This is a genomic window from Streptomyces chartreusis (assembly GCF_008704715.1).
Taxonomy (GTDB): Bacteria; Actinomycetota; Actinomycetes; order Streptomycetales; family Streptomycetaceae; genus Streptomyces; species Streptomyces chartreusis.
In genome coordinates, this window is sequence record NZ_CP023689.1 from 892629 (window position 1) to 905297 (window position 12669).

At 70.0% G+C, this 12669-nt stretch carries 14 protein-coding genes; 6 read left to right on the forward strand and 8 right to left on the reverse strand.

Features of this window, described 5'->3' with window-relative positions:
- Positions 1 to 44: 44 nt before the first annotated feature.
- Positions 45 to 410 carry an iron chaperone gene (locus CP983_RS03780; RefSeq protein WP_150498528.1) on the reverse strand — a complete coding sequence of 122 codons (366 nt, stop codon included), beginning with the start codon at positions 408 to 410 and terminating at the stop codon, positions 45 to 47.
- Positions 411 to 568: 158 nt separating this feature from the next.
- On the opposite strand from CP983_RS03780, the gene CP983_RS03785 reads away from it, so the two are divergent.
- Entirely contained in the window at positions 569 to 949 is a 381-nt protein-coding gene (locus tag CP983_RS03785; protein WP_107908473.1) for a hypothetical protein, read from the forward strand.
- Between the two features lie 108 nt (positions 950 to 1057).
- On the opposite strand, the gene CP983_RS03790 is transcribed toward CP983_RS03785, so the two are convergent.
- The 5 genes from CP983_RS03790 to CP983_RS03810 form a co-directional block, all read right to left on the reverse strand.
- Positions 1058 to 1756, reverse strand: a complete 699-nt coding sequence (locus tag CP983_RS03790; protein WP_229914628.1) for a hypothetical protein — start codon at positions 1754 to 1756, stop codon at positions 1058 to 1060.
- A gap of 61 nt (positions 1757 to 1817) precedes the next feature.
- The gene (locus tag CP983_RS03795) at positions 1818 to 4040 is read right to left on the reverse strand and encodes a glycoside hydrolase domain-containing protein (RefSeq protein WP_150498530.1); all 2223 of its coding nucleotides are present in this window, start codon (positions 4038 to 4040) and stop codon (positions 1818 to 1820) included.
- A 43-nt stretch (positions 4041 to 4083) separates the two neighbouring features.
- Entirely contained in the window at positions 4084 to 4482 is a 399-nt protein-coding gene (locus CP983_RS03800; RefSeq protein ID WP_107908470.1) for a hypothetical protein, read from the reverse strand.
- A 170-nt stretch (positions 4483 to 4652) separates the two neighbouring features.
- Positions 4653 to 5696 (reverse strand): ArsR/SmtB family transcription factor, encoded by a 1044-nt coding sequence (locus CP983_RS03805; protein ID WP_208852828.1) that lies wholly within the window; start codon positions 5694 to 5696, stop codon positions 4653 to 4655.
- A gap of 211 nt (positions 5697 to 5907) precedes the next feature.
- Positions 5908 to 6873: a pirin family protein gene (locus tag CP983_RS03810; RefSeq protein ID WP_150498531.1), complete on the reverse strand. Its 966-nt coding sequence runs from the start codon at positions 6871 to 6873 to the stop codon at positions 5908 to 5910.
- Positions 6874 to 6985: 112 nt separating this feature from the next.
- Between CP983_RS03810 and CP983_RS03815 the strand changes: the two genes are divergently transcribed.
- Genes CP983_RS03815 through CP983_RS03825 form a run of 3 tightly spaced genes read left to right on the forward strand, consistent with a single transcriptional unit; the run spans position 6986 to position 8404 of the window.
- Positions 6986 to 7540 (forward strand): MarR family winged helix-turn-helix transcriptional regulator, encoded by a 555-nt coding sequence (locus tag CP983_RS03815; RefSeq protein WP_229914629.1) that lies wholly within the window; start codon positions 6986 to 6988, stop codon positions 7538 to 7540.
- Positions 7537 to 8007, forward strand: a complete 471-nt coding sequence (locus CP983_RS03820; RefSeq protein WP_150498532.1) for a winged helix DNA-binding protein — start codon at positions 7537 to 7539, stop codon at positions 8005 to 8007. The genes CP983_RS03815 and CP983_RS03820 overlap by 4 nt, the downstream gene beginning before the upstream one ends.
- A 49-nt stretch (positions 8008 to 8056) precedes the next feature.
- Entirely contained in the window at positions 8057 to 8404 is a 348-nt protein-coding gene (locus CP983_RS03825) for a tetratricopeptide repeat protein (protein ID WP_107908466.1), read from the forward strand.
- Positions 8405 to 8478: 74 nt separating this feature from the next.
- Here CP983_RS03825 and CP983_RS03830 read toward each other — a convergent pair whose 3' ends face one another.
- Complete coding sequence (locus tag CP983_RS03830; protein WP_150498533.1) at positions 8479 to 9879, reverse strand: PepSY-associated TM helix domain-containing protein; 1401 nt, start codon at positions 9877 to 9879, stop codon at positions 8479 to 8481.
- Positions 9880 to 10033: 154 nt separating this feature from the next.
- Between CP983_RS03830 and CP983_RS03835 the strand changes: the two genes are divergently transcribed.
- Positions 10034 to 10681: a peptide deformylase gene (locus tag CP983_RS03835; protein WP_150498534.1), complete on the forward strand. Its 648-nt coding sequence runs from the start codon at positions 10034 to 10036 to the stop codon at positions 10679 to 10681.
- Positions 10682 to 10705: 24 nt separating this feature from the next.
- On the opposite strand, the gene CP983_RS03840 is transcribed toward CP983_RS03835, so the two are convergent.
- Positions 10706 to 12139, reverse strand: a complete 1434-nt coding sequence (locus tag CP983_RS03840) for a dihydrolipoyl dehydrogenase family protein (RefSeq protein ID WP_150498535.1) — start codon at positions 12137 to 12139, stop codon at positions 10706 to 10708.
- A 122-nt stretch (positions 12140 to 12261) separates the two neighbouring features.
- On the opposite strand from CP983_RS03840, the gene trxA reads away from it, so the two are divergent.
- Positions 12262 to 12648 (forward strand): thioredoxin, encoded by a 387-nt coding sequence (trxA, locus tag CP983_RS03845; protein WP_107908463.1) that lies wholly within the window; start codon positions 12262 to 12264, stop codon positions 12646 to 12648.
- The last annotated feature ends 21 nt before the right edge of the window (positions 12649 to 12669 follow it).

Here is a 12669-nt window from a genome sequence, read left to right on the forward strand (position 1 = left end):
GTTCCAGTCCGCCGAGCGACAGCACCAACACGATCATTGCGGTTTCAACACACCTTGCCGGGTCGTGCAGCAGTGGCCTTGAGGAGATCCCGCAACAGCTCGAAGTCGATGTTCTCGGACTTACGGAATCGCAAGCACCCCTTGCCCATGTCGTGCCCCGCCAGCCGTTCCTCGAATGCCTCGCGCACGTCACTGCGCATGAGATAGAACGAGATGTATTGCTTCTGGCTGGCAAACGCGATCTCGCAGGCACCGTCCCGCTCATATGCGGGCATCCCGTAGGCCATGACCTCGTCGAAGCCCACCAGCTCGTCCCGACACAGCTGCCGCACTTTGGCCAGCGCGACCCTGCGGTCCTCGGGAGCCTCGGTCAGGTAACCGTCGACGTCGACTGCATTGCTCTGCACCATTCCGTGAGGCTATGCCGAATTCGAAGCCCCGTGCCTCACGCAGCCTCCCTGGCTCACCCTTGAAAGTTATAGGTACTTCGCGAGCCGCAGGGTCACTACGTTGCCCGCAGTGTCACCTCGACACCGACACGTGAGACACGAACAGGGGAGGAACCCTCGTGCGCAAGCGCATCGTCACAGTCCTCGGCACTCTCGCGGCAGCCTTCATGCTCGCCATCACCCCGGCTTCCGCCCGGAGCCAGGACCCATCCGACACGATCAAGATCGACCGCGCGGGCACGTTCCAGTACGAGCGCTCGTGCAACAACATCTACACGCTCTACGTCACCTCGAAGTCGGCCCGGGCCATTAAGGGCGACAACCCCGCCGATGGGACGGCCTGGTGCGACGGCCACGCCTGGCTCCGGGTAATGGGTGACAGTTTGGGCGAGTGGCGCAACGATGCGAGAGAGGTCAAGCTCACCAGCCCCAACGGCAAGTTCCGCTGGGCGTACATCAAGGGCTGCAGCGACTGCTACACCTACATCGTGTACCCGTAGGTCGTACCGAGGCTTCGGACGAGCCACGTCATCTTCCGCGACGTGGCCCGTCCGCAAAGTCAACGACGCCTGCCTCTCACGCAGGTCGACCACGCCGCCGTGCGGCGGTCAGTCCGACTTCTGTCGGTGTTCCAGGGCCTCGGCCGCCCGGCGGCGTCGTTTGTCCGTGACGTCCACCGGGGTTCCGGGTCCCGCGGCGGGGTCGTCGGCCCAGCGGCGGAGCCTGGCCACGAGTTTGGTCAGGCGCTCATCGTCGGGTCGTACGTCGATGGAGAACAGGGCCTCGTACGGGCGGTCGTCGTCGCCGCCCCAGCGGACGACTCCGTCGCACTCGGCGAGGATGTCGCGGACCACCGCGAGCTGGGCCGGGAAGAAGCCGCCGCGCGCGCCGGGTGGGTAGGAGCCGGGGCGGATCGCGACGGCCGTACCGGAGGCCTGGTTGCCTTCCGGCCGGTCCAGTCGGACCCGGGACGGGGCGCGCCAACCGGTCAGATCGCCGGTGCGCAGTTCGTCGATCTCGTAGTGGAAGCGGCGTACGACATGCGTCAGGACGGTGGCCGCGTCGCCGAGACGGACATCCAGGTCGCACGGGGTGCCCTGGATCCTGCGGGTCCACACCGTGGAGACGTCGTTGGCCCTCTCCTCGATCTCCCAGCCGTTGGGCGATGTCGGCCGGCCGGGTGTGCCGTCGGGCCCGGAGCGTTCGGCGGCCGACGCGGCGGTGGGCAGGGCCAGTAGTGAGCCGCCGCCGGTCAGTGCGACGGTACCGAGGACCGCGGTGTGTCTGACGACGTCGCGTCTTGTCATGCCTGCAATGCCGGTCATGCCTGTCATGCCTGTGGTCATCTCGTGGTCTCTTTCACGAACGTCACTGGTTCCGGGAGAGGCGGTAGTACTTCTCCAGCACCCGGTAGAGGCCGAGGAGTTGACGGCCGTACTCGAGGGCCGGGCCGTTCGGCTGGCCGTCCACGATGAGCGGGCCGTTGTAGCGGGCCAGGAGCAGCTCCGAGGCGGAGTCGGAGGTCTCGAGACCCGGGCGCGGGTGGCCGATCTGGTGGGCGTTGAAGATGGTCAGGTACGCGGCCGTCTTCATGTTGTAGATCGGGTCCTCGTTCAGCTGGGTCCACACCGCGTCCAGATCCTGCCCCCTGTCCAGGATCTGGCCGTTGATGATGCCCTGCCGTACACAGTGGTTCCTGGCCTCGATCGCCACCCAGGCGAAGATCTGCCCCCAGCCGGTGCTGCAGTCGTCGTCCAGCCCGGTCTTCACCGCCGTGTCCGCGGCGAAGTCCAGCGGGTTCAGCTTGCGCAGCTCCCACAGCACCGGGGTCTGGATCAGGGCCTTGCGGAGCCTGAGTTGGCGGGCGAGCGAGGTGAACAGCCAGTCGGCGGAGACGACCAGCTCGAACGCCTTGGTGTTGGAGATGCCGCCCAGGGTCGCCCAGTCCGTGTCGGTCCAGCCGTCGCCGCCGGTCTCCGGGACGCCGATGGACTCCAGGTACGAGCGCACCTCCCCGAGCATCGCGTCGCGGTACGCCGGGTTGAAGTCGACGTCCAGACCGGCGATGTCGGCGCCGGGATCGAAGCTGTTCTGCCCGATGTCGCGGCCGGACGCGATGTTCTTGTCGATCTCGATGGCGCCCGCGCCGCTGCCCACCGAGACGGTGGCGATCTGGTCGAAGGCCCAGTCGCCGGGCATCGGGAAGCCGAGGTTGCCGGAGAACCCGCTGGACATGTCGGAGACGAAGCTGGCGTCGGTGTACCCGGCCTCGCGCACCCGGCGGCACACGTTGCGCGGGCCGTAGATGCCCACCCGGTAGCGGGAGTTCTCCAGCACCGCCCGGGAGATCCCCCTGAAGTGCGGGAGGATGTTGGACGTCACCTCGTGGTCGTAGGCGTCGTAGTCGACGGCGAAGTAGATCCGGGTGCCGTCCTTGAAGCCGTGGTACTTCGCCCAGTCGATCGCGTCGAGGCCGTCGCGGGTGCCCTGGTTGTAGGTGAAGTACGAGGCGCCGTCGCTGGACGTCTGGTAGATCGGGAAGCAGTGCATGCCGTTCGACGCAATGGTCTGGAGCTCGCCCGGCTTGATCATCTTGTCCCGGCCGCCGGGGACGTTGCACAGGTAGCGGCCGACGTACACGTATCCGGCACTGGTCAACGCCTGTGCGCGGGCCGCCGTGATGGTGGTGATGCAGTCGCAGGCGGCGCCTGGGCGGGACTGGTCGCCGTAGGAGATCAGCAGGGACGCCCAGGTCCGGTAGTCGCCGTCGCCGTTCACGGAGAGTCCGACGAAGTCCTGGAACTCGAAGACGGCCGAGGACAGGTCCGAGGTGAAAGTTCCGCTGAAGGCCACGTGGGGCCGCTGGTTGAGGATCATGGCGGCGGTGAACAGGCTGACCCAGGTGCCCGTGGAGCCGACCGTGAGCGTGTGCTGCCTCAGGCCGGCCTGGGTCGCGGGGCCGAAGGAACCGTTGGCGACGCCGTCCGCCATGCCCAGCTCGTACTGGATGGCGAACAGCATCGACTTGGCGACATCGCGCGAGTGGTGGCCGTCGCAGGGCATCACGAAGAAGTCCTGACGGTGGATGTACCGCCCGTTGAGCCAGCGCTGGATCGCCCGGACGTCCTCGTCGCCGGGCCGGTCCCCGTACCGGACGACGACGTAGGGGTCCATGTTGAGCAGGCCCTTGAAGACCTTCGGGGTCAGGTCCGAGCCGGGGTAGACCCCGTCGACACCCATGTCCTGCTTGAGCCGGGTGATACCGGCCTGGACGGTCGCGTTGTAGACGCCGTCCAGGTCGCCGCCGTCGTAGCCCTTGCAGTACATCGCGGCCTGGATGATGCGGCAGAAGTCCGGCGACGGAACCGTGTCGGCATTGAGCCGGGGGAACTTCTGGGTCAGTGTCCGCAGGGTCGTGGGGCCGAAGGAGTCCGCTACCGGGCTGATGCCCAGCTCCCACTGGAGCGCCCGGGTGAGCGCGTACATGGTGCTCCACCCGGTCCTGCCGTTCTCCTCGACGGTGACACCGATCTTGCCGCCGTAGGTCTGGTTGACGAATCTCTGGGCGCGCAGGACGTACTCGTCTGCCATCTGGATGCGTTCCTTCGGTGGGGGCAGGAGCCTGGCGTGAGCTCTAGCAGAGCGGGAGGCCGGGGATACGGCCGTCGTTCACGCCGCCGCTGATGTAGACGACGGGCAGCCAGACCCGCTTGTTGCCGCTGTCGTCGTCGGTCTGCGCCCAGTAGTGGTTGTAGTAGCTGCCGTAGCGGTACTCGTGGCCCCACTGCTGGCAGTAGAAGTAGTTGGTGCCCGCGCGGAGGATTCCGGCCGGGACGCCGTTGCAGCTGTCGGTCTGGTCGGTCGTGGTGCACCACCAGGTGGACGCCGTCTTCCAGACGTTGCAGTTGTACTTGCCGCCGCCGATGGACGTGCAGCCGCCGGCGGCCTGGGCGGTGCCGCCCAGGCCGGCCAGCGAGGCCGCGGCGAGCATCGCGGCGGATGACAGAACGGTGATGAGTCGGCGCAGGGCCATGGCTGTTTCCCCCTGATCGGTGTGGCCTCCGGCAGTGGCACGGCCTCGCCCGCGCGTCCGGCCGGGCGTACGGGCCGGCACGGGCGACGTGCCCGACGGCATGGGGGGCGGTCAAGCCCCCATGCGTCCCTCACAGCTTGCGGGTTGGCACACCGGACGAGCCAAGGGTTTCAGCGGAGGCCAAAACTTCCAGGTGAGGACTCCGACGGCAGACGAGTGCCGGACAGCAGGGCCGCACCGAGCGGCGTCAGCGTGTGCAGCACCTGATTGCCGACGCGCTGGCTGTGGACCAGGTTGGCGGCGGCGAGGACGTGCACGTGCTGGCTGGCGGAGGCGGGCGAGATCCGTAGCCTGCGGGCGAGTTCGCCCGTGGTGGCGGTGTCGTGCAGCGCCGCCAGCGTACGTGCCCGGGTGCGGCCCAGCAGGGCGGACAGGGCCTGCGGCTTGGTGCCGGACAGGTCGGACGAGGGCCGGACGGTGCTGTGGTCGACGGGGTAGACGAGAACCGGGCGCAGTTCGGGATCGGCCAGGGCGATGGGCGTGCGGCGGCAGAAGTACGACGGGATCAGCCGCAGCCCTCGCCCGCCGAGGCTCAGGTCGCGGTCGACGGGGTAGTCCACGTGCAGCACGGGCGGTTGCCACCGCACGAGCGGGCCGAGGGAACCGAGCAGCCCGTGCACTCCGGCGTCCCGCACGGTCCGGGCACGCCGGGCGCGGTCTCCTTCGACGCGGGCCTCGGCCTCCGTCCACTCCGGGACGATCACGCTGTCGTGCACGGTACGGATGGCGGCGGTGAGGTCGGCCATCCGGTCGCGGTCGCCGCCGGCGAGGTTCCTCATCCAGACGGGCGCGGAGCGGCGCCGGGCCGGGCCGCTGCCGGTGAGCTGCACGAGCTCGTCCCTCAGCCTCCGGGGCGGGGTGCCGCGGATCGCCTCCAGCCCGACGTCGAGGCCTTCCTCGGCCGCGGTGGGGGTGAGGAAGTCCGGGAAGTAGCCGCGGGCCGGCAGCAGCGCGCTGAGCATCCGCAGGGACCCGTGAGGCCCGCCCTGCCCGACGACGCTCCTGGCGCGCCGCCGCCAGCCCTGCATGGCAGGCATCACCTGCACGGAATAGGCCAGTTGCTGGACGCCGAGCATCGTCTCCCACAGCGGGTCCAGTCTCGTCGCGACGGTGACTCTTGCCAGATCCTCGGCGGTGAAGTGGACACGTAACAAAGCGTGTTCCCCCTTGAAGCGCCTCGCGTGTCGGTGATGTGTGAGACTCCCGGAGGCGCCCGAAAGGTTGTACGAAAACCCGATCGAAGGCGCACCGCGCCCGCTGGCCTCGCTTTCGATGAAGCGAGCCGTCCGACAGGCCGCCGGGCAAGGGGACGAACCCTGACGGCACGTCACCCGCCCATCGCCGGCGATCGAGCCATTCCGCAGGTCAGCGAACCCTCCCCCGCGGCTTCAGCGGAACCGCCGGCAGAACGGGGGCCGGCAGCGGGTCCCCGTCGTAGCCCTTCACCTCGCCGAAGCGGGAGCCCCGCATCCAGTCCTCGCGGGCCTGCTCGATCTCCGCCTGGGTGCGTCCGATCCAGTTCCAGAACATGATCAGTTCCTCCTCGAACGGCTCGCCGCCGAGGAGCATCAGGTCGGCGTCCGACTCGGCGCGCAGCGGGAGTTCGGTGCGGCCGCAGCCGAGGTAGAGCATGGAGCCGGGCACTACCGGCACGCCGTCCACGTGGGCCTCGCCGGACATGGACAGGACGGCGTACTCGAAGTCCGGCTCCAGCGGGAGGCGTACGTCGGCGCCGCGCGTCAGGGCCAGGTCCGCGCCGACGATCGGGCTGTACGTCGTGCCCGGCGAGGTCGCCCCGTCGAGGCTGCCGAGGATCAGCGTGGCATTCAGGCCCGGTGCCGTGACGGTCGGCAGTTCGCCGTGGTGTTCGAAGTGTGGGTCGGTGTGCCGGTGGCTGTCCGGGAGGGCGACCCAGAGCTGTGCGCCGTGCAGGAGACGCGCGTGCGACTTCGGGCTCTCCTCGGAGTGGCTGATCGCCCGGCCCGAGGTCATCAGGCCCAGCTCGCGCGGGCGGATCGTCTGGAGGCTGCCCGTCGAGTCGCGGTGCAGCACCTCGCCCTCGTGCAGCCAGCTCACCGTCTGGAGACCCATGTGGGGGTGCGGCGGCACCTGCATGCCGGGCTCTTCGGCGATGTCGTCGGGACCGTAGTGATCGACGAAGCACCAGGCGCCGACCATGCGACGGCCCAGGTTGGGCAGCAGGCGACGGACTTCGGTGGATTCGCCGAGCTTGACGCGGCGAGGGCTGAGAAGTTCGCGTACGGGCTCCGCCACGACGAAACCGCGGCCGCCGCAGACGGCGGGCACCGCTTCGCGATCAAGATTGCTCATGAGGCCCAACCTAGCCCCGCCGGGGCCACCTCGTCAGTCCGTAACCCGGGGCTGGCTCGATGCGTTCGCGAAATAGTAGCCATGGATATAATAGCTATGTACTCTATTCCGCATGAGCAAGGGTTCCGAGAACGCCTCACCCGGGTTCCTGGTGTGGCGTCTGTCCACGAAGTGGCGGGTCGCGGTCGACCGGGCCGTCACCCCGCTGGGGCTCACCCACGCGCAGTACGCGCTGGTGGCCTCGCTGTACGGCATGCAGCGCCACGGAGAACGCCCCAGTCAGCGGCGCCTCGCCGACCACACCGGGCTGGAACCGCTGTACGTCTCCAAGCTGGCGCGCTCCCTGGAATCGGCCGGGCTCCTCGAACGCACCCGGGACCCCCGCGACCCGCGCGCCGTACAGCTGGCGCTGACCGAACAGGGGCAGGCGCGGACCCGGCAGGCGATCGAGGTCGTCCAGGGGCTCCTGCAACAGCTGCTGGCACCGCTCGGCGGGCTCGGCAGCGCACGCACCCGGGACTTCACCCGCGAGTTGACGACCCTGCTCGACGTACCCCTTGACCCGTTCGTGAACGACAGCGAGTCCGACGCCGACATCAAGACCCACGACAGCGCGTCCGAACACAGACAGTCCGACGACGGACAGTCCGACAAGGAGCAGTCATGACGACCACCACTTCCCCGGTCGATCCTCTCGTCGACCCCCGGGTCATAGCCCTGGCCCACTACGCCGGCCGCGCGCTGCTCGAGCACGTGCTGGCCCGCCACGGTTCCACCTTCCAGCAGTCCGTCACACTCCGGCTCGTCGCCGTGGCCGAGGGGCCGGTCGGGCGCGACGCCCTGGTCGACGGCGTCGTCGGCGCGCTGAAGATCGACGCGGCGGAGGCCCACTCCGTGGTCGACGAGCTGATCGCGGCGGAGCTGCTGGCCGCCGAGGAGCCGTCCGCGGTTCGGATCACGGATGCCGGACGGGAGCGCTGGGCGAGCACGTCCGCCGCGACCGCCCCCATCACCGCCCGTGTCTACGACGGCATCCCGAAGGAGGACCTGGCCGTCGCCGGACGGGTGCTGACCCTCATCACCCAGCGCGCCGACGCCGAGTTCGCCGCCATGACAGCCACCGTCGCCAAGTAGTGGAATATTGAACCACTGGCCTTCGTTGAGCGCGACGAAGGAGGTCAGAGTGGAGACGATGTACTACGACCACGGAACACCGGCCGAGCGCTGGGAGCGCGCGCAGCTGTTCTTCGACGCCAAGGACTACGCGGGTGCCGCGCGGGTCCTCGGCACGCTGGTCGAGGAGGTGCCGGAGCAGACGGGTCCGCGGCTGCTGCTGGCGCGCGCCTACTACCACTCGGCCCAACTGCGGCGGGCGGAGGCCGAGTTGCGCGTGATCGTCGAGCGCGACCCCGTCGAGCACTACGCCCGGCTGATGCTGGGTCGCACCCTCCAGCGTCAGGGACGGGACGAGGAGGCGGAGCCGCACATGCGCCTCGCTTCCGCGCTGACGGGCGACTTCGAGCAGTTCTGATCGGCGAGGGCCGAACAGGCGACGCAAGGGGCCCGGTTCCTCCAGGAACCGGGCCCCTTCCCCATGCCTTCGAGCTAGCTCGCGTCTACCGGAGTCCGCTTGCCCCGCCGATGGGAGACCTCGCCGAGCACGACGTCCACGGCGATGAAGGCCGCCAGCGAGATGCCGAGCAGCGGCACGAAGTAGCCGATCACCACGACGACCACCACCAGCGGGACCAGGATCTGCGGTGGTATCTGCTGCCAGGCGCCGCGCGGGATGGGCCGGCCGAAGGCGGAGTCGCGGCCGCGCTGCCACCACATGCGGTAGCCCCACACGATCAGCAGGATCAGGGCGAGCGTGAGCGCCATCAGGAGGATCTGGTTCACCAGGCCGAACAGGACCCCGGTGTGCAGGTCGATGCCCCAGCGGGTCAGCTTGGCGAGCACCGGGTAGTCGGCGAACCGCAGCACGTCGGTCACCTCGCCGCTCGCCGGGTCGACGGCGACCGAGTCCTGCTTGGTCGGCCAGCTGCGCTGAACCTGGCGCACGACGTACGCGGAGGAGGCGTCGGCGGGCGGCACGATCTCCACCGGGTCGCCCAGCCCCTCGGCGCGCGCGGCGGCCAGGACCTTGTCGAGGCCGACGCCGTGGTCGCCGCTGCCGCCCGCACCGGCGGCGCCGCCGTGACCCCCGTGCTCGCCGCCCGCCGAGGCCGAGATGGACGGGGTGGCCTGGCGCAGCGAGGTGCGCAGTTCGTCGATGTTGGCGCCCGCGTACGTCGACCAGGTCAGGCCGGTGGCCGAGAGGAAGAGGAAGCCGAGGGCGGCCCAGACGCCGACGGTGCCGTGCAGGCCGAGCGTGCGGCGGCGGCCGCTGGTGCCGCGCACCTTGCGCAGGGCGCGGCGGCGGGAGAACCACAGAACCAGGCCGCCGGCCGCGATCACCCACAGCCAGCTGGCCGCCAACTCGCTGTAGAGACGGCCGGTTTCACCGAGGTGGAGGTCGCGGTGGAACTCGTCGATCCAGGTGCGCAGCGGCAACGCGCCGGTCGAGCCGTACTGTTCGAGGGCGCCGCGCACTTCGGCGGTGTACGGGTCGACGAACACGGCCAGTGCGTGGTCGGCGTCGATGCCCTCGACCCCGGACAGCATGACCCGGGTGGACTCGTCGTCGGCCGGGGAGGGCCGTACCGCGGAGATCGTGCCCTCGGGGTGGGCCTTGCGCGCGGCGGCGACCTGCTCGGATATCGGCAGCTTCGTGTCGCCGACCGGGACGGTCATCTCGTGGGAGTAGACGAGCTTCTCGGCCTGGAAGGCCCCGGCGTACAGGAATCCGGTGGTCGCGGCGACGAGGAGGAACGGCGCGACGAGAATTCCGGCGTAGAAGTGCAGACGCAGGATCAGCGGGCGCAGGGGTGCCCATCTGCGGGGCGACGACGCCGGGGCGTCGGGTGGGGACGCCTCCGCCTCGGTGGTGGTGGGAGCGGTCGACATCGGCGGCTTCTCCGGGGAGTGGGGAGTTCGGGGAGTTTCTCTGCTGTGGCGGTCCAGTAGTCGGAGCGCGGGACCGCCGAGTTCCCGGCACCTCAAGTGACGTACGCCACAAGGAAGTCCGCCCGTCGTGCGGGCGCCGTGGCATTCTGGCGCGATGGCACTTCCGAACCATCGCGCACCGCTCGCCGAGCAGGTCGAGCAACTTCTGGCCACCGAGGGCCCGTTGCCCATCGTGGCGGCCGGCGACCCGGTGCTGCGGCGCCCCACCGAGCGCTTCGACGGTCAGCTGGACCCCGCGCTGCTGGCCCGCTTCGTGGAGGCCCTGCGCATCACGATGCACGCGGCGCCGGGCGTCGGCGTCGCCGCGCCGCAGGTGGGCGTGTCGCTGCGGATCGCGGTGATCGAGGATCCGGCTCCGGTGCCGGAGGAGGTACGGCTGCTGCGCGGGCGGGTGCCGCAGCCGTTCCGGGTGCTGGTGAACCCGTCGTACGAAGGAGTCGGCGAGGGGCGTGCCGCGTTCTTCGAGGGCTGTCTGAGCGTCCCGGGCTATCAGGCGGTGGTCGCCCGGCACGCCGAGGTGCGGCTGACCTGCGAGGACGAGCACGGGCACGCCGTCGACGAGGTGTTCTCGGGGTGGCCCGCCCGCATCGTGCAGCACGAGACGGACCACCTCGACGGTGTGCTCTATCTGGACCGGGCCGAACTTCGCTCGCTGTCGTCCAATCAGGCGATGGCGGAGTACTGGGCCCAGCCGGCTCCGGACGGGGCGGCCAGGGCCCTCGGCTTCACGCTGCCGGAGTGAGCCCTGGCGTTCTCGGCGGGTGCGTCAGTTGTCGCGGTACGACTCCAGCAGCCGCAGCCACACCTCGCTGATCGTCGGATACGACGGGACCGCGTGCCAGAGCCTGCTGATCGGCACCTGGCCGGCGACCGCGATCGTCGCCGAGTGGATGAGCTCGCCGACGCCGGGGCCGACGAAGGTCACGCCGAGGAGGATCTCCCGCTCCAGGTCGACGACCATGCGGGCGCGGCCGCGGTAGTCGTCGCCGTACAGCGAGGCGCCCGCGACCGAGCCGAGGTCGTAGTCGACGGCGCGCACCCGGTGGCCGGCCTGCTCCGCCTCCGCCAGGGACAGACCGACGGCGGCGGCCTCCGGGTCGGTGAAGACGACCTGGGGGACCGCGGAGTGGTCGGCGGTGGCGGCGTGGGCGCTCCACGGGTCCGAGTCGAGCAGGGACACGCCGGAGGCGCGGGCGGCGATGGCCGCGCCCGCGATACGGGCCTGGTACTTGCCCTGGTGGGTGAGCAGCGCCCGGTGGTTCACGTCGCCGACCGCGTACAGCCACTCGCTGCCGGTGACGCGCAGGCTGTCATCGACCTCCAGCCACGAGCCGGGCTCCAGGCCGATCGTGTCCAGGCCGATGTCGTCGGTGCGCGGGGCACGGCCGGTGGCGAAGAGGATCTCGTCGGCCTCGATGCGGTCGCCGCTGTCGGTGACGGCCACGACGGTGCCGTTCTCCCTGGTCACCGAGGTGACCGAGGTGCCGGTGCGGACGTCCACGCCCGCCTCGGTGAGGGCCTCGGCGATCATTTCGCCGGCGAAGGGCTCCATCCGGTTCAGCAGGCCCTTGCCGCGCACGAGGAGCGTGACCTTCGAGCCGAGGGCGTGCCAGGCCGTGGCCATCTCGGTGGCGACCACTCCCCCGCCGATCACGATGAGCCGTCCGGGCACGGTCTGCGAACTGGTGGCCTCGCGGCTGGTCCAGGGCTTGATGTCGGCGAGTCCCGGCAGGTCGGGCAGGACGGCCCGGCTGCCGGTGGACACGGAGACGGCGTGCCGGGCGGTCAGGACGTGCCGGGCGCCGTCCGCGCCGGTCACCTCCACCGTCCGGGGTCCGGCGAGGCGGCCGTGGCCGCGGTAGAAGTCGGCGCCGATACCGGACAGCCACTGGATCTGACCGTCGTCGTTCCAGTTCCCGGTGAATGCGTTGCGCCGGGCGAGGACAGCGGCCGCGTCGAGCGGGCCCTGCACGGCCTGCGAGAGGCCCGGGAGGCGGCGTGCGTCGGCCTGGGCGAGACCGGGGCGTAGAAGGGCCTTGCTGGGCATGCAGGCCCAGTACGAGCATTCGCCGCCGACGAGCTCGCTCTCCACGACCGCGGTGGACAGACCGGCCGCACGGGTGCGGTCCGCGACGTTCTCCCCCACAGGCCCTGCACCGAGCACCACGACGTCGTAAGCGATGGAATCCGTTTCCGTCATGGGCTCAGTCTTACGGGTGGTGTGCGGCGTGGCCACACGGGTACGCGCGCGGAATACGTGACCGTACGGTCGTGTTGTCGCCGACGGCTTCGCCCCCGACACCAGGAAGAGGGAAATACGCCATGAGCAGCACCGTGGAGCTCACCAAGGAGAACTTCGACGAGACGGTCACGGACAACGAGTTCGTCCTGATCGACTTCTGGGCGTCCTGGTGCGGGCCCTGCCGTCAGTTCGCCCCCGTCTACGAGAAGGCGGCCGAGGAGAACCCGGACCTTGTGTTCGGCAAGGTCGACACCGAGGCGCAGCCCGAGCTGGCCGCCGCCTTCGGTATCCAGTCGATCCCGACGCTGATGATCGTGCGTGACCGGGTCGCCGTGTTCGCGCAGCCGGGTGCCCTGCCCGAGGCCGCGCTCACGGACGTCATCGGGCAGGCCCGCAAGCTCGACATGGACGAGGTCCGCAAGGCCGTCGCCGCCCAGGAGGCGCAGGCGGAGCAGGACGGCCAGTAGGGACCGCGGGGACCGGATCCG